Annotated in this window: 19 protein-coding genes and 1 tRNA gene; 18 read left to right on the plus strand and 2 right to left on the minus strand. The window is 41.6% G+C overall.

What is annotated here, in order from left to right:
* Positions 1-213: 213 nt before the first annotated feature.
* The 7 genes from PLL47_RS07140 to PLL47_RS07170 all read left to right on the plus strand — a co-directional run bounded on the left by PLL47_RS07140 (position 214) and on the right by PLL47_RS07170 (position 8,528).
* On the plus strand, positions 214-1,686 hold the full coding sequence (locus PLL47_RS07140) for a (R)-citramalate synthase (protein ID WP_502883682.1): 1,473 nt from the start codon (positions 214-216) through the stop codon (positions 1,684-1,686).
* Between the two features lie 306 nt (positions 1,687-1,992).
* Positions 1,993-3,684 (plus strand): acetolactate synthase large subunit, encoded by a 1,692-nt coding sequence (locus PLL47_RS07145; RefSeq protein ID WP_324445499.1) that lies wholly within the window; start codon positions 1,993-1,995, stop codon positions 3,682-3,684.
* Positions 3,684-4,169: an acetolactate synthase small subunit gene (gene ilvN / locus PLL47_RS07150; RefSeq protein ID WP_324445500.1), complete on the plus strand. Its 486-nt coding sequence runs from the start codon at positions 3,684-3,686 to the stop codon at positions 4,167-4,169. Before PLL47_RS07145 ends, ilvN begins: the two co-directional genes overlap by 1 nt.
* Positions 4,170-4,516: 347 nt before the next feature.
* Positions 4,517-5,524 carry a ketol-acid reductoisomerase gene (gene ilvC / locus PLL47_RS07155; RefSeq protein WP_324445501.1) on the plus strand — a complete coding sequence of 336 codons (1,008 nt, stop codon included), beginning with the start codon at positions 4,517-4,519 and terminating at the stop codon, positions 5,522-5,524.
* 257 nt (positions 5,525-5,781) lie between these two features.
* Entirely contained in the window at positions 5,782-6,324 is a 543-nt protein-coding gene (locus PLL47_RS07160) for a nitroreductase family protein (protein WP_324445502.1), read from the plus strand.
* Positions 6,325-6,976: 652 nt separating this feature from the next.
* Positions 6,977-7,048: transfer RNA gene (locus PLL47_RS07165), tRNA-Arg, on the plus strand.
* Between the two features lie 613 nt (positions 7,049-7,661).
* Positions 7,662-8,528, plus strand: coding sequence for a hypothetical protein (locus tag PLL47_RS07170; protein WP_324445503.1), 867 nt, complete (start codon positions 7,662-7,664; stop codon positions 8,526-8,528).
* 108 nt (positions 8,529-8,636) lie between these two features.
* Here PLL47_RS07170 and gltA read toward each other — a convergent pair whose 3' ends face one another.
* Positions 8,637-10,046 (minus strand): NADPH-dependent glutamate synthase, encoded by a 1,410-nt coding sequence (gltA, locus tag PLL47_RS07175; protein ID WP_324445504.1) that lies wholly within the window; start codon positions 10,044-10,046, stop codon positions 8,637-8,639.
* A 17-nt stretch (positions 10,047-10,063) separates the two neighbouring features.
* Positions 10,064-10,909 carry a sulfide/dihydroorotate dehydrogenase-like FAD/NAD-binding protein gene (locus PLL47_RS07180; protein ID WP_324445505.1) on the minus strand — a complete coding sequence of 282 codons (846 nt, stop codon included), beginning with the start codon at positions 10,907-10,909 and terminating at the stop codon, positions 10,064-10,066.
* 627 nt (positions 10,910-11,536) lie between these two features.
* On the opposite strand from PLL47_RS07180, the gene PLL47_RS07185 reads away from it, so the two are divergent.
* From PLL47_RS07185 to PLL47_RS07235, 11 genes are all read left to right on the plus strand, one after another.
* The gene (locus PLL47_RS07185; RefSeq protein ID WP_324445506.1) at positions 11,537-11,710 is read left to right on the plus strand and encodes a hypothetical protein; all 174 of its coding nucleotides are present in this window, start codon (positions 11,537-11,539) and stop codon (positions 11,708-11,710) included.
* 383 nt (positions 11,711-12,093) lie between these two features.
* Positions 12,094-13,461, plus strand: coding sequence for a mannose-1-phosphate guanylyltransferase/mannose-6-phosphate isomerase (locus tag PLL47_RS07190; protein WP_324445523.1), 1,368 nt, complete (start codon positions 12,094-12,096; stop codon positions 13,459-13,461).
* 9 nt (positions 13,462-13,470) lie between these two features.
* A complete protein-coding gene (rfbC, locus tag PLL47_RS07195) occupies positions 13,471-14,022 on the plus strand; it encodes a dTDP-4-dehydrorhamnose 3,5-epimerase (protein WP_324445507.1) in 552 nt (183 codons plus the stop codon).
* 69 nt (positions 14,023-14,091) lie between these two features.
* A complete protein-coding gene (gene rfbB / locus PLL47_RS07200) occupies positions 14,092-15,048 on the plus strand; it encodes a dTDP-glucose 4,6-dehydratase (protein WP_324445508.1) in 957 nt (318 codons plus the stop codon).
* A complete protein-coding gene (gene rfbD / locus PLL47_RS07205; protein WP_324445509.1) occupies positions 15,027-15,830 on the plus strand; it encodes a dTDP-4-dehydrorhamnose reductase in 804 nt (267 codons plus the stop codon). Before rfbB ends, rfbD begins: the two co-directional genes overlap by 22 nt.
* The gene (locus PLL47_RS07210; RefSeq protein WP_324445510.1) at positions 15,827-16,549 is read left to right on the plus strand and encodes a sugar phosphate nucleotidyltransferase; all 723 of its coding nucleotides are present in this window, start codon (positions 15,827-15,829) and stop codon (positions 16,547-16,549) included. Before rfbD ends, PLL47_RS07210 begins: the two co-directional genes overlap by 4 nt.
* Before the next feature lie 6 nt (positions 16,550-16,555).
* Positions 16,556-17,983 (plus strand): flippase, encoded by a 1,428-nt coding sequence (locus PLL47_RS07215; RefSeq protein ID WP_324445511.1) that lies wholly within the window; start codon positions 16,556-16,558, stop codon positions 17,981-17,983.
* Between the two features lie 113 nt (positions 17,984-18,096).
* Positions 18,097-19,098, plus strand: coding sequence for a glycosyltransferase family 2 protein (locus PLL47_RS07220; protein ID WP_324445512.1), 1,002 nt, complete (start codon positions 18,097-18,099; stop codon positions 19,096-19,098).
* A gap of 66 nt (positions 19,099-19,164) precedes the next feature.
* Positions 19,165-20,280: a glycosyltransferase family 4 protein gene (locus PLL47_RS07225; RefSeq protein ID WP_324445513.1), complete on the plus strand. Its 1,116-nt coding sequence runs from the start codon at positions 19,165-19,167 to the stop codon at positions 20,278-20,280.
* Positions 20,281-20,282: 2 nt separating this feature from the next.
* Positions 20,283-21,182, plus strand: a complete 900-nt coding sequence (locus PLL47_RS07230) for a glycosyltransferase family 2 protein (protein WP_324445514.1) — start codon at positions 20,283-20,285, stop codon at positions 21,180-21,182.
* A gap of 36 nt (positions 21,183-21,218) precedes the next feature.
* Entirely contained in the window at positions 21,219-22,103 is an 885-nt protein-coding gene (locus PLL47_RS07235) for a glycosyltransferase family 2 protein (RefSeq protein ID WP_324445515.1), read from the plus strand.
* Positions 22,104-22,141: the final 38 nt, after the last annotated feature.

A 22,141-nucleotide genomic window follows, 5' to 3' on the forward strand; every position in this document is an offset into this window, starting at 1 on the left:
GAGAGAAGTTTCAGAAAACTCGGGGTAAGTTCGGGAATATTCCGGATAGAACCACGCTTCTGAGATAAATATATGTAACATATATACCGCAAAATGTGGTTTGCAAAATAGGGTGCAATTATATAAAATAGTAGCAATACTATATTTCCCTGTTTTGTAGAACCAATCTACCCAAGAAAAAGCCAAAACTGAGGGATTATATTATTCGAAAACATCCGCTTTCTGGATACTACTTTGAGAGACGGTGAACAAACACCTGGCGTAGCCCTGACCAGAGAGAAGAAGCTCTTAATTGCCCGGGCCCTTGATGAGATGAAGGTCAATGTAATCGAGGCAGGCTCTGCAATTACTTCCGCAGGTGAAAGGGAATCAATCAAGGCTGTAGCGAATGCCGGGCTTAATGCCGAGATCTGCAGCTACTGCAGGATTGTAAAAACGGACGTTGACCACGCTCTTGAGTGCGATGTCGACTCAATCCACCTTGTAACTCCGGTTTCTGACCTGCACATCAGGACGAAAATCAAAAAGGACAGGGATGCAGTAAGGCAAATTGCAGCCGATGTAACCGAGTATGCTAAAGACCACGGGCTGATTGTGGAACTCAGCGGCGAGGATGCTTCGAGGGCAGACCTTGACTTCTTAAAAGCCATTTATTCCGACGGGATCGATGCCGGAGCTGACAGGTTATGCTTTTGCGATACCGTAGGTCTTCTGGTTCCTGAAAAAACCACTGAAATCTTCCGGGACCTGTCTTCTTCCCTGAAAGCCCCTATCAGCATTCACTGCCACAACGACTTTGGTTTAGCTACTGCAAACACAGTCGCTGCGCTGGCGGCAGGAGCAAAACAGGCTCATGTGACAATTAACGGTTTAGGGGAAAGAGCCGGAAACGCCTCTCTTGAAGAAGTCGTAATGTGCCTTGAGTGGCTGTACAAATATGACACCGGCATCAAGCACGAGCAGATATACCGAACTTCAAGGCTTGTAAGCCGCCTTACCGGGGTTCCAGTCTCACCCAATAAAGCCCTTGTGGGAGGAAATGCCTTCACTCACGAAGCAGGGATTCATGTGCACGGGCTTCTGGCTGACAAGGCTACCTATGAGCCGATGAGCCCTGAATATATTGGGCGGCAGCGCCAGATCGTGCTTGGAAAACACGCTGGAAGAAGCTCTGTTGCCCTTGCTTTAAAGGAGATGGGGCTTGAGGCTGATGAGGCTCAGACGGAAGAGATTTTCAACAGGGTCAAACAGATGGGCGACCAGGGAAAACATGTTACAGATGCTGACCTGCAGACCATTGCAGAGACTGTGCTTGATATCTACAAAGAACCTCTGGTAAAATTAGAAGAGTTCACCATCGTATCCGGAAACCGTGTGACTCCAACCGCTTCCATAAAACTCAATGTAAAAGACAGGGAGATCGTACAGGCAGGGATCGGAAACGGGCCTGTGGATGCAGTAATCAATGCTATCCGTAGAGCTGTAAGTTCCTGTGCTGAAGACGTCATTCTTGAAGAGTACCATGTGGATGCGGTTACCGGCGGGACCGATGCCCTTGTAGAGGTAAGGGTAAAGCTTTCCAAGGAAGGCAAGTCGATTACCGCAAGTGGGGCAAGAACGGACATTATCATGGCTTCCGTAGAAGCTGTAATGAACGGGCTGAACCGCCTTATCCGGGAAGAGTAATTAATAAAAGGACGTGGAACTTCAAAGGTTTCTCAGGAGGACTTTTCTGTCCTCTCTTTTTTCTGTTTGAAGAAATTTTTGAAATCGGGGTCTATGGCGCTTTGAAAAGTCGGAGAAACCCTTATCCATATATAACATGATTGATTATGATATATTTGCAAAATTCGCAGTCAAAAAAGTGTGGATATGAAAGGTAAGATAGATAATATAGTATTTCTTATTAACACACCCTGACTGGATAGGTCTCATCTGAAATGTGAGTGTCCAGTTAGACCAGATCTCAGGAAATAAATAAGGAGATAAATAATGACAACCGGGTCAACAGAAAAAGTCAATGGTGCAAAGGCGCTTATAAAGTGCCTCGAAAAAGAAGGAGTTGACACTCTCTTCGGATACCCCGGAGGGCAGATCATTCCTTTCTACAATGAACTCTATGATTCAGACTTGCACCACATATTAGTACGCCACGAACAGGCAGCGGCTCATGCTGCGGACGGGTACGCCCGTGCTACTGGAAAGACCGGAGTCTGTGTATCCACTTCAGGTCCCGGAGCAACCAACCTGGTAACAGGCATTGCCACTGCATATATGGACTCAGTGCCAATTGTAGCCTTAACCGGCCAGGTACCAACCTCCCTTATAGGAAACGATGCTTTCCAGGAAGCAGACATTACGGGCATTACTCAGCCGATTACCAAGCACAACTATCTCGTGCAGAAAGCAGAAGATATCCCGAGGATTGTAAAAGAAGCCTTCCACATAGCATCTACCGGAAGGCCTGGCCCGGTATTAATTGACCTTCCAAAGGATGTACAGAATACAGAGATCGACTTACAGTATCCTGACAGGGTAGAGCTTAGAGGCTATAAGCCAACTTACAAAGGAAATACCCAGCAGATCAAACGCGCTGCCGAAGAGATCGCAAACTCCTGCAGGCCTATTATCTACGCAGGAGGAGGAGTGATCAGCTCGAACGCAAGTGCAGAACTCGTTGAGCTTGCCGAAACCATTATGGCTCCGGTTACAACCACACTTATGGGCATAAGCTCTATCCCGACCGAACACCCACTTTATGTCGGAATGCTGGGAATGCACGGGTGCAAGTACGCAAACTATGCGATTCAGGAGTCCGACCTTATCATTGCTGTGGGAGCAAGGTTTGACGACCGTGTAACCGGCAAAATCGAGTCATTTGCCCCCAATGCCAGGATTATCCATATTGATGTTGATCCTGCCGAGATTTCCAAGAATGTAAAGGTGCATGTCCCCATTGTCGGAGACGCAAAGCAGGTGCTCAAATCCCTGAATAAATATGTCCAGCGCTGCAAGTCAGAGGAATGGATTGAAAAAGTAAACCAGTGGAAGAAAGAGTATCCTCTCACTTACAGGAAGTCCCAGGATACTATAATGCCGCAGTTTGTTATTGAGCAGGTCTCCGAAGCCTGCAGGGACGCTATCATAGTTACCGAAGTCGGACAGCACCAGATGTGGGCTGCCCAGTTCTTCAAATACAGCAAACCCAGAACCTTCCTTACTTCAGGCGGGCTGGGCACAATGGGATACGGATTCCCTGCAGCTATGGGAGCCAAGGTCGGCAGGCCGGATAAAACTGTTATCAATATCGCAGGAGACGGCTCTTTCCAGATGAACTCCCAGGAGCTTGCAACTGTGGTCCAGAACGATATCCCGGTTGTTAACGTGATACTGAACAACGGCTATCTGGGCATGGTCAGGCAGTGGCAGGAACTCTTCTATGACAGGAGGTATTCCTACACCTTCATCAAGGGCAGTGTTGACTTCGTAAAGCTTGCCGAAGCATACGGAGCCCTGGGTCTGCGTGCAGAAAGACCGTCTGAAGTCAGGCCTGCAATTGAAGAGGCTGTCAGGTCCGGAAGACCGGCAGTTGTTGAAGTTATTGTCGAGTGCGAAGCAAATGTCTATCCAATGGTTCCGGCAGGGGCTGCAATTAACGAGATCATTGACCTGGAGGAACACTGATGAAACATACACTTGCAGTCCTTGTGGAAAATAAGTCAGGTGTGCTCTCGAGAGTTGCTTCGCTTTTCTCAAGACGCGGATACAATATCGACAGTCTTGCAGTGGGAGTTACCGAAGATCCTGACATCTCGAGGATAACAATTGTTGTGCATGGGGACGACCATGTTCTCGAGCAGGTAACAAAGCAGCTCAACAAGCTCATAGATGTTATCAAGGTCTCGGATATCGGGGCTGATGATGCAGTTGAGCGGGAACTTGCCCTTATTAAGGTCGCAGCTGATGTGGACACAAGGTCAGAGATTATGCAGATTGCCAACATCTTCAGGGCAAGGATTGTGGATGTTGCCCCCAAGTCCATGACAGTCGAGGTAACCGGCGACGAAAATAAGATTCAGGCAATCGAAAAACTTCTCCGCCAGTTCGGGATCAAGGAAATGGTCAGAACAGGCAAGATTGCAATGGTGCGCGGACCAAAGAAGGTTTAAATATTAAGGATAGGTAAAGAGAGGTAGCTGCTCAATTATTTTTTACAGATTGGGGCAGCCGGAAGCCTTTTCAATTTCTAAAGGTCTTCTTAAAAAAGCTCCGGGTTTCCGGCCTCTCTTTCGCTTTAAAAGACCTCCCGGGCCCAAAGACAGTGATTTTTTCGAAAATCATTTAATTCCAGGGAGATTTATTGTTTGTAAATCTGAATCCCCCTCAAATAACACAGGGAATCCAATTAGAAAAATTGAATCCAAAAATTAAGTCCTGAAATTAAATTACCAGCTAAATTATTACTTCTCAAGGAATAAAGGAGAATTTATTAGAAGATCAATAAGGAGAATCAAGAATGGCAACGATAATTTATGACGATGAAACTACTTTTGATGCACTTAAGGATAAGACCATCGCAATAATGGGTTACGGAAGCCAGGGCCATGCCCACGCCAGAAACCTTCACGAATCCGGGCTCAATGTTGTTGTCGGCCTCAGGAAAGGCAGCTCCAGCTGGGCAAAGGCTGAATCTGACGGTCTGAAGGTCATGACTGTGGAAGAAGCTGCAAAAGCTGCAGACGTTATCATGATCCTTCTTCCTGATGAAAAGCAGGCATCTGTTTACTATTCCCAGATCGAGCCCAACCTGAAAGCCGGGGATGCTCTTGTTTTTGCCCACGGTTTCAATATCCACTACAACCAGATAGTGCCTCCAAAGGATGTTGACGTCTTCATGGTTGCCCCCAAAGGTCCGGGACATATTGTCAGGAGGACCTACACCGAAGGCATCGGAGTTCCTGGTCTGATTGCAGTTTATCAGGACGCAACCGGAAAAGCCAGAGATCTTGCTCTCTCTTATGCCAAGGGCATAGGCGCAACAAGAGCAGGGGTTTACGAGACCACTTTCCGTGAAGAGACCGAAACCGACCTTTTCGGAGAACAGGTTGACCTCTGCGGAGGGCTTGCCTCACTTATTAAAACAGCTTTTGAGGTACTTGTGGAAGCAGGATACCAGCCCGAAATGGCTTACTTCGAAACCTGCCACGAAGTCAAACTCATTGTGGACCTGATCTACGAAGGCGGACTTGAGAGAATGTGGCACTCCGTTTCCAACACTGCTGAGTACGGTGGCATGACCGTTGGCCCGAAAATCATCAATGAAGAGTCCCGTGAAGCCATGTACGAAGCCCTTGAGAGGATCCAGAACGGCGAGTTCGCAAAAGAGTTCGTTCTCGAAGGCCTGGTCAACCACCCTGTGCTTAAAGCCATGGAGCGCCAGGAAAAGGAACACCCGCTTGAGGTTGTTGGAAAACAGATCCGCGCAAACATCCCCTGGCTCAACAAGAAAATTGATGACGACTGAGCGTGAAATTATTCTTTTTTTTCAGCCAGGTCAGTTAATATAGGCCTGGCAGGCTCTTTTTTTATAACTTTTCCCAGGTTACTGGCTTATCCGGCTACATATTTTTCTTAATGCACTTTTTGACCATTATTCATCGATTTTTCCAGTTTTCTGGTTGGATTTACTTTCCCGTGTGCGTTAAAGTTTCATAATTTAATGTAATATTTTAACCGAATACTCACAAATCTGAAATTGAAAACTCAGTTTGGAGACAAACTATGCCAGAATCAGGAGAAAACAAAGTCATTGAAACCATTTTGACTCGGCGGAGTGTCCGTGAGTTTAAAAACAGACCAGTCAGCAAGGACGAAATCAACACAATCCTCAATGCAGGCCGCTGGGCTCCTTCAGGTTTGAACAACCAGCCCTGGCGCTTTGTTGTTGTCAGAGATCCTGATACTATCCAGAAGCTCTCGGAATGCACCCATTATTCCGGCATCGTGGCAGGAGCTCCCCTCCTTATTGCAGTTTTTCTGGATAACGAACATTCTTACAGCAGGACAAAAGATGTTCAGTCAATAGGGGCTTCCATTCAGAACATGCTCCTCTCCTGCTGTGAACTCGGCCTGGGCGCGGTCTGGCTGGGCGAGATCCTTAACCAGAGTGAAAAGGTTAATTCAATCCTGGGCTGCCCGTCAGCACTCGAACTCATGGCAGTGCTTGCTATCGGAGAACCCGCTCCCGGAAAACGCAGTTCTGCAAGGAAACCCCTGTCTGAACTTGTATTTGAAGAAAAGTATAGGCAGAAATGGGAAGAATAAGCTCAGAATCCAGCAAAAAATTCGGGGATTTTTTAACCATTCCGGAAAAAATCCACTTTTGATCGGCTTTCGTTATAGTTGACTGCAGTTATTGATGCTGGTTATGTCTCATACTGGTATTTCTTCATACATTCCCCCGGATGATATCTTTTCTTTCATTTGATCATACAAAAAATAACTTTCATAACATTAAATATTATGAAATCAAAGAAAAGTATTAAATATAAGCTCCTCGTACATATAATATGTCTTGCGAACAGACGCAAAAATAGAAAACGCCTCCTAAATCTATTGCATGAACTTGCAATGCTGGAATTCCCCACCTGTAGTGCAGGCAGGTGTGGAGTTTCAGGTGCAAGGGGAGGCGAGAAAAACATCTTTCATTATTTTTCAATATAACACCTGCATTTCGCAGGTATGACAGGAAGTTATATTAATTCTGTAAATTCTGGTAATTCTCATCAGCAAAAAGATCTTTTAGTTCAGCAAATTGATTTTGGGATGCCAGTAACTGTTTTGAAACTTTTGTGGAAATTTTGAAATGTTTGTGCTCTGATTGAGGATTAAATTTATAAGCTATTTAGCACTATAAACAGCCAGTTAACTGACTGCAGCCTTATGAATCAGTTAACTGATCAGAGCTTTTCATAATAGGTCTGTGGTGTAGAGGATATCACTGGAGCCTCCGGAGCTCCGAACCTGGGTTCGATTCCCAGCAGACCTGCTACTGAATTTTCCTAATCCTGACCTGTTACCTGCCATATTTCGGATAAATCACTCTATTTTTAATTAATATAGGTCGATGTCATTAGATTTTCAGAAAATGTTCTCAAAAGGACAAAAAATATAATAAGAGAAAAGTAAACATATACAAAAGAGAAGTGTAGAAGGTTATAACATGGCTCACGGATTAAATCGTCGCTTCATGCGTGTAGGAAGAAGGAAACTTTCTTTAGTTCAATTAATTTTGATAGCGATAATACTGTATTTCTTGCTCCGGATCCTTCTACCACTTGTCTGGACTCTTTTTCTGATAGTTGCTTTAATTATACTCTTGAAAGTAGTGCTGGAAAGTCTTTGATCCCAATAACTCATTTCAATTTACTTTACCAGACTTTATAATAACTAGCCTCTTTATTTATCGTGAAGTATAGTTTTTAATGGAAAAGTTTATCTCCGTTGTGTCTCAATTTTATCCTATTCTTAAATAATATTTTCCAATGAGAGCATTCAAAATTACCTGGGGTTGAGAAACATGGGGGTAAGAAAGAAAATAATCATGTGTAAAAGCTGTCTGGGTCTTCTTGGAATTTTATTGATAACTTTTTTCCGGATGCGTGGAGAACGAAGCTTCTGCTGCGGAGGTAGAGAATAAAGTTTCTGCTGCAGACGAAATCAATACTTCTTTTTCACTTATCAACAGTGCTGAGACTCGAATTATGTCTGTAAGACAGGACATAGAGTCGGGCACCTATACTAATGCAAAAATGAATCTGAATGCCTCAGAGATTGATTTTGAGGAAGCCTTAAAGATTCTCAATAATGCCTCTTCGGATTATGAGGAGGAAATTCAGTACATTGAGACGTATAAAACTCTAGCTGAAGGCGGTCTGGATAGGGTTCATTCTCTGGAGAGTCTGATTACAGCTATGGAACACTTAGATAAATCCATGGCATATGCATCTTCAAAAGAATTCAACCTGAGCAGAAAAGAACTTGATTTAGTGAATGAAGCTTTAAACGAGTCTGCTGCTTCATCAATCTCGGCAAAAGAAAAAGTCTTTACGATCGATCCAGAGTCAGTACCGATAGAGCAAAAGAGTTCTATTATTCTGTTGAGAAAAGATCTGGAAGCCAGCGAAACTATGCACAGCGAATTAAGAAAGATGATGAGCGGAATATACCCATATATGGACGGGCTTGAGTATTTTTCAAATGGACTAGAATATGCTGAGGCTGAGAAATGGAATAAAGCTGCTAACGAATTTGGGAAAGATTCCGATCAGTTTTCAGAATCTCATGCTATTTTGGAGAAACTGAAAGATTCGGAGTATTCAGAAGTTTCCATGGGAGCCATCGAAATATGTGGAGTTTTGACACAGCTTGAAGAAGACTTACCACACCTTGAAGCCGGTTGCAGGTATATGGAAAAAGACCGTTATTCTCAGGCTGAAAAAGAGTTTGATAAAATTCCTAGCTTTTGAGCAAACAGTTAAAACAAAGTCATAAATAAAGGATGAGATAAAAGTAGTAACAGAATATTTTTTTCAGTTTTCTTTTATCTCATTACCTTCCTGTTATTTTCACTGTTTTTACTTTTCTTTCAAATACTCATCAATTGCCTTTGCCGCCTTTTTGCCTGCGCCCATCGCACTGATCACGGTTGCCGCGCCTGTTACAACATCTCCGCCGGCAAAGACCCCGCACTTGGAGGTTGCTCCGGTCTCTTCGTCGGCAACGACAGTTCCTTTTTTGTTCTGCTCAAGTCCTTCCGAGCCTTTGAAAATTATCGGGTTTGGAGAGGTGCCTATCGCAATAACCACAACGTCTGCCGGCACAACGAATTCCGAGCCTTCTACAGGGACAGGGCTTCTCCTTCCTGACTTATCTGGCTCACCAAGCTCCATTTTTATGCACTCGACGCCTGTAACGTTGAACTTCTCGTCACCAAGGATGCGGACAGGGTTTGTAAGAAGTCTGAAGGTGATGCCTTCTTCTTTGGCGTGCTCGATCTCTTCACGGCGGGCTGGCATCTCGTCTTCTCCGCGGCGGTAGACTATGCTCACTTCATCGGCGCCCAGGCGGAGAGCAGAGCGGGCAGAATCCATTGCCACATTTCCGCCACCTACCACCACAACATGCTTTCCCTGCCTGACCTTTGTATCATATTCAGGGTCATAGGCTTTCATGAGGTTCACGCGGGTAAGAAATTCGTTTGCGGAATATACACCGTTTAAGTTTTCGCCTTCAATTCCCATGAAATTGGGAAGCCCTGCGCCGGTGCCGAGGAAAACGGCATCGAACTCATCGCAGAGTTCGTCCAGGGTCTTGATCCTGCCTATGATATAATTGGGCTTGACCTCAACACCGAGTTTTTTGATGTACTCCACTTCCTGCCGAACGATTTCTTTTGGCAGCCTGAACTCGGGGATGCCGTAACTCAGAACTCCTCCTGCTTTATGCAGAGACTCAAAGATTGTCACTTTGTGCCCGAGTTTTGCCAGGTCTGCTGCGGCAGTAAGCCCTGCAGGACCGGACCCCACAACTGCTACTTTCTTGCCTGTGGGAGGCATGACCTCAGGAGACTTTACGCCTTTTTCGCGCTCGTAGTCTGCGCAGAAACGCTCAAGCCTCCCTATTGCAACAGGCTGTCCTTTCTTTCCGAGTACGCAGAGGGCTTCACACTGTGTCTCCTGGGGGCAGACGCGACCGCAGATTGCAGGAAGGGCGTTTGTGGCTTTGATTTTCTCGATAGCTCCTTCAAAGTTCTCCTCACAGACCAGTTTAATAAAGCCCGGGATATCAACATTCACAGGGCAGCCTTCAACACATTTTGGGTCTTTGCAGGAAAGGCATCTGGAAGCTTCGGCAAGGGCATCTTCTTTTGTGTAGCCGAGGGCTACTTCATTGAAGTTCTTTCTGCGCTCCTCTGCAGGCTGCTCTGGCATAGGGGTTCTTTCTTTCTTTGCTTTTCCCGGTTTTTCTCCGTGTAATTCTTGCATTTTTCATCCCCTCCTTCTCAGTGCAGTCCGCACCTGCACTCCTCTTCGTACTTTTCCACAGCTTTTGCTTCTTCGCCGCGGTACATTGCAAGCCTGTTCATAAGCTGGACGAAATCGACTTTTCTCGCATCAAACTCAGGGCCGTCAACGCAGGTAAACTTCGTTTCTCCACCGACAGTAACCCTGCAGCCTCCGCACATCCCTGTTCCGTCCACCATTATGGAATTCAGGCTGACAAGAATTTCCACGTCATAGGGGGAAGCAACCCCTGCCCCTACCTTCATCATAATCGGGGGACCTATGATTACAACTCTTGCAACCTTCTCGCCGCTGTCCAGAATCTTTTTCATAATATCTGTCACAAATCCGTGGTGCCCTTTTGACCCGTCATCGGTTGCTATGTACAGTTCGGAACTGGCTTTTTTCATCTCTTCTTCAAGGATCAGGAGATCTTTATTTCGGGCTCCGATAATTGAAATTACCCTGTTGCCCGCATTTACATAAGCCTTTGCCTGAGGGTAAATAGGGGCAACACCTACTCCTCCTCCTACAAGAATCACAGTACCGAGCTTTCTAACATCAGCAGGAGTTCCCAGGGGTCCGACAAAATCTTCAAGGGAATCGCCTGCAGAAAGCTTTGCAAGCTGCTTTGTGGTTTTGCCCATTTCTTGAAAAATTACAGTAACCGTGCCTGTCTCTCTCTCAAAATCAGCAATTGTAAGAGGAACTCTTTCCCCCCTTTCATCAATCCTGAGGATTATGAACTGTCCGGCTTTTGCAGCCTTTGCCACATCAGGAGCAACTATTACCATTTTATGCACCGATGGAGCAATTTCTTCCTTTTCCAGTATTCTATATGCCATAAGATCACATTTTCCTGAGTAAAAGCATATCTTCTGAACAAATGATAGGGTAAATTTAAATGTAACTGAGCTTTGTGAAAATTTTTGTCCCTTTACCTTTCCGCGTGGACGTTCTCCTTATACTGATTAATGGGATATATATTCTCCCAGATGGTTTCAATTATTCTGCCTGTATTGCATTATCTTTCTGGTTAACTTAAAAATGCCTGCTTTTTTGACTTTATGTCCGAAAACGAGCAGGATTTTTTCTGATTTCCTGTCCTTTCTACAAAAATTTAATAAATCTGGTGGGTATAATAAAATTAGGGGCAAATTTCCCATATCCTTTTTAGCCGGGAATAGTAGAAAGGAGGGATGAAAGAAAAGAGAACGCAGGGGCATGAAATAGAACCATACGGTTCAAAGGCAAATCAAGATATTCTACTCAAGAGACTGTTTGCTCGCCGTGAAGGGATCTGATAATCTGTCTTAAAATCCCATAAATTAAGGATTGTTGAAAATATAATCCTGCAAGGCCTGAAAATTGGGAGTCCTTCAAAGGTTAACCGGATCCTGGAATGTTGGATTAAAACCTGATGTATATGCATAATATTTTTTGAAGTTAAGCTGATTAGGGGAGTTGAAGATATGCCAGAACACAAGAAAAAGCCTCTTGTAAGTTGCGATAAGTATGATGAGGAAGAGAAAAAGGAGCTTCTTAAGGAAGAAGTGAAAAGCGTTGAAGAAGCTAAAGTTGAGCCAATACACCCCTCTGAACAGAGAGGGGGAAAAAAGAAAGGTCTTCTTGACACGTGCAAGTAAACAGTTGTTTCTTACTTTTTAATTTTTTTGTTTTTTCCTTTGGCATGAAAGTGCTCTAAAGTACTTTCATTCTTTGGGCATGTTATTCGAAGAATATGAGGTGCGTTTTTTGAGCATGTTATTCGAAGAATATCATGAGCGTTTTTTAACATATGCTTTTTAACATATGCTTTTTATTTCATAAGCATCGGGAAAAGCTTATTTAACGGCTTCTTTATATATTGCTTGAAAATCATGTTTTAAGGTTCCAGTATCTGATTTATTATGTTTGGTCCAGAAATTATCTCAAAAACTTTGCTACTTCAGAAAAATCTATTTATTAATAGAGAGTGGCGTATACATACGTTAGATGGATTTTATCAATACTTAAAGGAGATGACAGGATTAAGTCGATAATTCTTGCCGGCGGCTCGGGAACAAGACTCTGGCCTCTCAGCCGGGAAATGTATCCCAAACAATTTTTAAAATTCGGTGCCACTTCACTTTTTCAGGAGACGGTGCTTCGATGTCTTGAGATTTCAGGTATTTCAGAGATTTTTGTTGTAACAAACGAAGCCCAGAAATTTTTCGTGATAGGGCAGATCAAAGAGATTGGATACTCCCTCCCTCCTGAAAATGTTCTGATTGAGCCTGAAGGCAAGAACACCCTTCCTGCAATTTTCTTTGGGATGAAAGAAATTGAAAAAAAATTCGGGAATTCTGTTGTAGGAGTGTTCTCCTCAGACCATGTACTTGATAAAACTGCAATGGAAACGATTTCTTCAGCTGAAAAGCTGGCTTCGGATTATCTGGTCACCTTCGGTGTAGTCCCTACGTTCCCTCACACGGGATACGGCTATATTAAAGCCGCAGAAGCCTGCGGGCCTGGTTACAGGGTATCGGAATTCAGAGAAAAGCCTGATTTTGAAACCGCACAGAAATACATGGAAGAGGGCTGCCTCTGGAACAGCGGAATGTTCCTCTTTGAGACCCGGCTCTTTTTTGAAGAAGTAAAAAAACATGCTCCTTCGGTTTATGACTGCTTTGAGAAAGGTAGAGATATTAACGAAATTTATGATTGTGTGGATAACGTCTCCATTGACTACGGCATAATGGAGAAATCCGATAAAGTTGCGGTTGTAAGGCTCGACCAGAAATGGAGTGACCTTGGAAACTTTGCTGCAATTTATGACGAACTGGAAAAAGATTCTGTAGGAAATGTAATCCATGAATGTGACCCTGTGCTTCTTAACTCAGATGGGAATCTGGTATATTCTAAATGCGGTAAAATTGTTTCCCTGATTGATGTTAAGGACATGGTTGTCGTTGACACCAGCGATGCCCTGTTAATCTGTCCCAAATCCAGCAGCCAGAAAGTAAAAGAAATAGTCACCGAGCTGAAAGGCAGAAAAGATGAACGGGCTTTTGTCGGGCAAACAGTCTACAGGCCCTGGGGTTCATATACTCTGCTTGACGCATCTCCAGGGCACAAAATTAAGAATATCACTGTACTCTCGGACCATAAGCTGAGCCTTCAATTACATTACCACAGGAGTGAGCACTGGGTTGTTGTAAAAGGCATGGCATGCGTGGAGGTTGACGGAAGGCAGTTCTTCCTCAGGCCAGGAGAAAGCACGTTCATCAGAGCCGGACAAAAACACAGGCTGTCTAATCCCGGAAAAGTCCCTCTTGAGATTATTGAGGTGCAGTTAGGAGAGCTTGTGGATGAAGAGGACATTGTCAGGTTTGATGATGTATATGGCAGAAAATGAGGAAAAAGGATGAAAATAATAAATACTGAAATAAACGACCTCTTCATTATCGAACCTGATGTCTTTGGAGACGAGAGGGGCTACTTTTTTGAGAGCTACAATAAAATGAAACTGGATCCTCTTATCGGAAGTGAATACACTTTTGTCCAGGACAATGAGTCAAAGTCCTCTTATGGAGTTATCCGCGGGCTGCACTATCAGCTGGCTCCTTTCAGTCAGACGAAACTTGTCAGGGTCCTCCAGGGAAAGGTATATGACGTTGCCGTGGATTTAAGGAAAAGTTCCCCTACTTTTGGCAAATGGGTCGGGGTTGAACTTTCAGGCGAAAACAAGAGGCAGTTTCTTATTCCGAAAGGTTTTGCCCACGGTTTCTCTGTACTGAGTGAAACAGCAGTTTTTGCATACAAGTGTGATGAATACTACCATCCTGAAGCTGAAGCAGGAATTATTTACAATGATCCTTCATTGAATATCAACTGGAAAGTAAAGGATGCCGACATAAAAGTGTCTTCTAAAGATCTGCTGCTCCCAAAATTTGAAAATGCAAGGATGAATTTTTAATGCACAAATCTTTATGTTTTAATACAGTTTATGTATTATCGTAATGTATTTTTTGCAGAGGTGACTTATTTGAAACTGCTGGTAACAGGAGGCTGCGGATTCATAGGCAGCAATTTCATCCGTTATATGCTGGAAAAATACCCGCATTATAAGATTATAAATCTTGACAAACTGACTTACGCCGGGAATCCAGCAAACCTCAAAGATATAGAGAATAACCCGAACTACTCTTTTGTCAAAGGCGACATCTGTGATCCTGTCATCGTAAATGAAGTAATGAAAAAAGTGGATCATGTAGTTCATTTCGCAGCCGAGAGCCATGTTGACCGCTCAATTGAAGACGGGTCGGTTTTTGTAAGGACAAATGTGCTCGGTACAAACACTCTTCTCCAGAGTGCTCTTGCAAACAACATCAAGAAATTCATTCATGTTTCAACTGATGAGGTATACGGCAGTATAAAAGAGGGATCTTTTACTGAAAACGATAAACTGAATCCTTCAAGCCCTTATTCTTCAAGCAAGGCAGGTTCGGATCTCCTTGCAATGTCTTATTACACAACCTACGGACTGCCTGTCTGCATTACGAGATGTACTAATAACTTTGGTCCTTACCAGTATCCTGAAAAACTGATTCCTTTTTTCATCAGCAGGTTAATGGAAGGAAAGAAAGTTCCAGTATACGGCACAGGCCTGAACATCCGGGACTGGATCTATGTTGAAGACCACTGCTCTGCAGTAGATTTTGTCCTTCACAACGGAATTAATGGAGAAATCTATAATATCGATGGAGGTAACGAGCTTACAAACCTCGAGATTACTCATCGGCTCCTGAAAATGCTTGGCAAAGACGAATCCTCAATCGAGTACGTTCAGGACAGAAAAGGTCATGACTTCCGCTATTCCCTTGACGGCAGCAAACTGGAGAAGATGGGCTGGAAACCGAAGTATGATTTTGACACCGCTCTTGAGCAGACAGTTAAATGGTATGTTGAAAACCGGTGGTGGTGGGAGCCATTAAAACACTGATTATCGGTTCTGGCGGGATGCTCGGGACTGACCTCTGCAAAGTGTTTCCTGATGCTGTTAAACTGGCTCACAGAGAGCTTGATATAACAAATAGAGAACAGGTTCTGGAGTCTATTCAAAGGATAAAACCAGATATTGTGATTAATGCAGCTGCTTATACCGATGTGGATGGATGTGAAGACAACCGGGATCTGGCATTTCAGGTTAACGGGTACGGTCCCGGATATATTGCCGAAGCCTGCAGTAAAATAGGGGCAACACTTGTTCACTTCAGTACCGATTACGTATTCGACGGGTCAAGAAATGAGTACATTGAGTCTGATACTCCAGATCCTATTAACGTATATGGCAAGTCGAAACTTCTTGGAGAACAGAAGATTGCAGAGAATACTGCGGACTACAGGATCATCAGGATTTCCTGGCTTTTTGGCATCCACGGAAGAAATTTCGTGGAGACAATGTTGAAATTATCTTCTCAGATGGATAAAGTTAAGGTAGTAAACGACCAGTTTGGGAAACCCACCTATACAGTGGACCTTGCAAATAAGATTAAGGATATTATTGAACTTGAAACAGGAATATATCATTTAACAAATGATGGTGTATGCTCCTGGTATGAGTTTGCATCTGCTGTTATAGATAACGCTGTTCCATGTACAAGTGAGGAATTTCCACGGAAAGCAAAACGCCCAAAATACTCAGTCCTTGTAAACACTAAAACTGAGCCCATGAGACACTGGAAAGAAGCACTAAAAGCTTATATGAAGGAGAGAAACAAATGAAAGGCGTAATACTCGCAGGCGGAACGGGCAGCAGACTCTATCCCCTGACCAAGGTTACAAATAAACATCTTTTGCCAGTTTATGATAAGCCGATGATATTCTATCCCATCCAGACTCTTGTCGATGCAGGGATTAAAGAGATCATGATCGTATCCGGCAGAGGACATGCAGGGCATTTTCTCGAGCTCCTGGGGTCGGGTGCAGATCTTGGAGTTAAGTTTACTTATGAGATTCAGGAAGAAGCTGGGGGAATTGCACAGGCACTGGGGCTTGCTGAAAATTTTGCTGATGATGAGGATGTGGCTGTAATTCTTGGGGACAATATTTTTCAGGATAATATTAAAGCGGATGTCGAAAACTTTAAAGGCGGTGCCAAAATTTTCTTGAAAAAAGTCCCGGATGCCCACAGGTTCGGAGTTGCGGAGCTGAATGGTGATAAAGTGATCGGAATCGAAGAAAAACCGAGGGAGCCTAAAAGCAGTTTTGCAGTTACAGGTCTTTATATCTATAGCAATAATGTATTTAAGATCATTAAAACTCTCAAACCCTCTGCGCGAGGAGAACTTGAAATTACTGATGTCAACAATTATTTTGTTAACAATGGAACTATGGAGTACCGTATTCTTGATGGTTTCTGGAGTGATGCAGGAACCTTTGAAAGCTTATTGAGAGCGGGTGTACTGATCCAGAAACATAGTAAAAACAAAAATCTGGAGTAAAACTCATTGACTACAGTTAAAAAGATAGCCAGAAACAGTTTATTCTTACTTTTCGGTCAAGTAGTAAGTATAGTTTTTGGCTTTTTTTATTTTGTTTATATGGCTCGATATCTTGGGGCTGAAGATTTAGGAATATTGAGTTTTGCAATTTCTTTTGCCTCAATTCTTGGACTTATAGGAGACTTTGGATTAAGTTCGTTAATGATAAGAGAAGTCTCGCGCAGTCTGGCACAGGCGCCTAAGTATCTTGGAAGTATACTTCTTATAAAGATATTATTATCAATAGTTAACTTTGGAGCTGCTGCAGTTGCTATAAATATTCTTGGTTATTCCGAACCAACGATAAGAGTAGTATATATTATTACATTATACAGTATTGCGACAAATTTCACTTACGTATTTTACTCCATTTTTCAAGCTTTTGAGAGATTTGAGTTTCAATCTTTAGGGATTATCCTGAATAGTACACTTATGATAGTGGGTATTTTTTTTGCAGTCGAACAGAAACTTGATTTAGTTTATTTTGCATTCATTTATCTTGTTGTTAATGTAATTATTCTCGTGTATAGTTTTTTTATTTGTTTAGGGAAATTTACAGTTCCGGTTTTAAGAATCGATTGGATTTTCTGGAAGCAAATAATCTCAGAATCAGCTCCATTCTGGTTAAATTCGGTGTTTGTTCTAATTTATTTCAAAGTAGATATGGTAATGCTTTCTTTAATGAAGGGAGATAGTGTAGTTGGATGGTATGCGGCATCTTACAGGTTGATAGACGCTCTTGCTTTATTACCTGCAGTCCTTATGAGTACTATGTATCCTGTATTTTCCAAATTTTATGTTAGTTCCAGAGATTCTCTGGAATTTGCTTTCAAAAAGTCACTTAAGCTTTTGACAATAATTTCAATTCCAATTGGAATAGGCACTACAATTCTGGCAGAAAGAATCATTCTGCTTATATATGGTGTAGAATATTCTCATTCAGTTATTGCTTTGCAAATTTTAATCTGGGCAAGCGTATTGAGTTTCATTAATTATACACCTGCAACTTATTTTAATTCTGTAAATAGACAAAGGACTCTTATGATGTTTACTTTTGTAGGGGCGATTCTTAATATTATACTAAACGTTATCCTTATTTCTCGATTCAGCTACAGTGGAGCGGCTGTTGCAACAGTCTCTACAGAGCTTGTTGTGGGCTTGCTGATGGTCTCCAATATACACAAGATAGAAAAATTGTCCTCTTTATTAACGGATGTTATTTTTAAATCTTTAGTAGCGGGTGCTATTATGGCAGTATTTTTGTTGTTTTTCTATAATTATACCTTGATACTGCTAATTTTTTTTGCGGCAATTGTATACTTCATTTCTCTGTATATTGTAAATGGTTTTGATGAAGATGATATACATTTATTTATGCAGATATTGAGACGGTAAAAAGATTCATCCACTTTTTCATTTTTTATTCTGTTTGAAATTGAGTGGAGTACTATCTTTAATTCTTATCAAGGATATAGGGTAAAAATAGCTGTATATGGAGAATAAATTTGTTGATTTCTATAGCTTTATGCACATATAATGGTGCTCAATATTTACAGGAACAGCTTGATAGCATTGCTAATCAAACGCGTCTTCCAGATGAACTTGTTATTTGTGATGATCGATCTCAGGATAATACCTTCGAAATCATTAGCAATTTTTCCTCAAAAGCTCCGTTTCCGGTACTTGTAAGTCTTAATGAAAAAAATCTTGGTTCTACAAAAAATTTTGAAAAAGCTATTGGGTTATGTAGTGGCGATATTATTTTTTTATCTGACCAAGATGATGTATGGGAGCCATTAAAATTGGAGTATATAGAAAAAGTGTTTTCAACTTCTTCTAATGTAGGTGCAGTTTTTACAGATGCAGAAGTAGTTGATGAAAACTTAAAACCATTAGGATATAGACTGTGGCAATCCATTGGATTTAATGAAAAAAAGCAAAACCACTTTATTCAAGGTAAATTCATAGAAGTATTGCTTAAACGTAATTTTATAACTGGTTCAACAATGGCGTTTCGTTCGGAATTTAAAGAACTATTTTTTCCTATTCCTGATATTTGGGTTCATGATGGGTGGATAGCACTATTAATTGCTTTTACTTCAGATTTGTACCTTATCTCCAAGCCTCTCATTAAATATCGTCAGCACAGTATGCAGCAGGTAGGAGCTGGTGATGAGCCTTTAAATTTACGTGAAAAGGTATCTAAAAAAATAGATCAATTGGTAAACTTGGATACCAACTATTATGGTTTTAAATCTGACTGTACCAGGTATATGTTAGCTTATGAACATTTAGTTAATTCTCATTCATTCTCAATAAAAAAAGACAAACTCCAGCTTCTTAAGTCTCGAGCAACTCATTTTTGTATACGTTCTAATTTCCCTGTTAATAAAGCAAAACGAATTCCAATTATTATAAAAGAATTATTTAATATGAATTATCACTGCTATTCTAATGGTATTTCTAGTGCCGTTGGGGATTTACTTCGCAGTAATACGAAAGCTAGGTAAATGTGCAGTGTGAGAAACTCTATTGGAGTTAACAAACAATTATTTAATTAACTGGTGAAAAAGTCTATGAAAATTGCTTTTCTTACTATAAGAATAACAAAACATGATGCAATAAGCAATTATGCCATTGATATGCTTGAAAGGCTTTCGGAAAGGCATCATGTTGATCTCTATACTTTTATAACTCAAACAGAAATACCTTCTAAAGTTGGCCAATACAATTATACTCACATAAAAGATCACAACATTAAATCTGTCCTTCTTGCCATGACAAAAATTTATCCACTGGCTCAAAAGTTAGGAAAATATGACTTATTGATTTTATACAGCCCCGATATACCTGTTTTGTTCAGCGCTCACCTCGCCAGATTTTTTAATCCCGATTTGAAACTGATATGGGATTTTCAGGGTATAACTCCAGTACGTTATATGTACTTTAAAGATAAGGTATTGACCTTTGCCAGACGTTTTGTAAGCCTCAAATCAATGAAAACAAGTGATCTTATTCTGGTCAGAAGCGAATCTGTGAAAAACGAAATCAAGCCCTATATAAAAGGGAGGAAAAGCCCTGATATACAGGTGACCCCATTAGGAATACATCTTGATCGTTTTAAAAATATAGATGCCGAAGAAATCAGAAAAAAGCATAACCTGTACGGTCGTTTTGTTTTATTATATGTAGGCCGCCTGGTTCCTTCAAAGCAGGTTGATTTCCTGATTAAAGCCCTGCCCAGCCTCAGTGAAGATTTTATATTGGTTATTGTGGGGGGCGGAATAGAAAAAGAAAACCTGGAAAACCTGGCAGTTTCTTTAAATGTCAGGGACCGGGTAATTTTTGCCGGAAGAGTCTCGGATGAGGACCTGCCAAAATATTACGCTTCTTCAAATGCATTTGTTACGGCCAGTTTACACGAAGGTTTTTGCGTACCAATTGTCGAGTCTCTTGCAAGCGGTAAACTGGCTGTTGTCCCTGACAGGACTTCAATGCCGGAGGTTGTTGCGAACGGCGGGCTTGTTTATGACGGTTCTATGGAAGATTTCCTGTCTAAGTTAGAAAGTTTAAAAGATCAGGCGGTTCTTGACAAAATAAATATAAATGTAAGTCAAATAATTAAAAAATATGATGTCTTAAAAGTGTCCGAAGCATATCTGAAGACCATAGAAAAAGCCATGGGTGAATAACAATGACTGATTTTCCCTGCGTTTCTTTTGTCATTTTAACTTTAAATAACCGCAAAACTATTAGAAATTGTATTGAGTCGATTATTTCGCAAAAATATCCTTCTTTTGAGGTTCTTGTTATTGATGGCGGGTCAAATGACGGGACACAGGAAATTGTTAATGAATACAATAATTTAAACGTGCACCTGCACGAATACCCGGGATCTGGCATTGGAAAATCGAGACAGATAGGGGTTGATATCTCTGCCGGGGAGATCTGTGCATTTATAGATTCCGACTGTGAACTCCCTGACTGTCACTGGACTTCAAAAATGGTCGAGCCCTTTCTCAAATCTGAAAAGGTAGGCGGGACATGGACTCTTGGTACCTATAAAAAGGAGTATCCAGGTATAGCCCGTTATTCGATACTGCAACATCCATATCGCTTTAAAAAAATTCCTGAATTTGTTAATGCTGATAATTACATTGAAATTGGCACCGGTCATACACTTCTGAAACGAAGTGCAATTCTTAAGGCAGGAGGTTTTCCTGACCTCAAATCTAAAGAGGACGTTGACATGACCTGCAGGATAGTAAAAGCCGGCTACACATTTGTTCATGTTCAAAACTGTGAAGTATATCACTTGCATGCAACTACTTTTCGCGGTTATATGAAGAAATATGAGAGGGACATAAACGAAAGTTTGAATGAAAAAAACGACAGTAATAGGGAAAGTTGCGGTAATGGTGGAGGAGGAAGAGGTGCAATTCCGTTTTTTTTATCAAACGCGTTCATATATCCTGTTTTCTTATCTCTCTATGGCATCATAAAGGATAGGGATCTTGCATGGCTGTGGCACCCCATTGTATGTTCTGCAAAGCTTGTTATTGTGGCCAGATCATTTTTGAAGATTAGCTTATAAAAAGCGGTAAAAAAACCTGAAGCTTAGTAGGTAATTATGTTATCCGTGATCCTTTTAAATTACAATCAGCCGGATATGACGATTGACTGCATAGAGTATCTCCTGAAAAACAAAACTAACTATGAAGACTTTGAGATTATTGTCGTCGATAATGGTTCTAAAGATGATTCTGTCGCAAAACTTGAAGAATTTACAGGTAAGTACAATCTGCGTTTCGTAAATAATAAAGAAAATCTTGGTTTTGCTGAGGGAAACAATGCAGGGATACGTGTAGCTAGGGGAGAATGGATATTATTATTGAATAACGATACTGTATTCAAAGAAGATTTTATTCTGAAAATGGCTGAGGCTGCAGTGGATAATTCTGATGCTGCGGCCATAGGCCCTAAAATTTATTATTATGATGTCCCTTCTAAAGTTTGGTATAATGGGGGAAAAATCACAAAATATTATAATTTTGTAGACGACTTTTCAGGTGAGAACGGACATTATAAGCAGGTCGAGTGGATAACCGGATGTGCTCTGATGATCAACAAAAAAGCACTCGAAAAAGTAGGCCTTCTGGATAAGGATTTTTTTATGTATAACGAAGATGTTGACTGGTGCATAAGGGCTGGAAAAGCCGGATTTAATCTTATTTACACTCCACATGCTGAACTCTGGCATATTGGTTCTAAAACGACATCTGAAAGTTTTAAAAAGTCGTTTCAAATTTATTATGGATATCGGAATAAACTGTTTATTATTAATAAAAATACAAGCGGTCTTGAATACCTTTATCTCATATTTATTATTCTTTCTGGAGCCGGTTTAAGGATTTTTGACTCAATTGCACGGGGAAATTTTGACTCTGCCAAGGGGTACTGGTTTGCAATGATTGATGGACTAAGATATAAGCCAGAAAAACGGTTTTTACGATAAATAGAGATAAGACGAATAAATGTTAAGTAAAAAAATAT

It is taken from the genome of Methanosarcina sp., from assembly GCF_035390745.1.
GTDB lineage: Archaea > Halobacteriota > Methanosarcinia > Methanosarcinales > Methanosarcinaceae > Methanosarcina.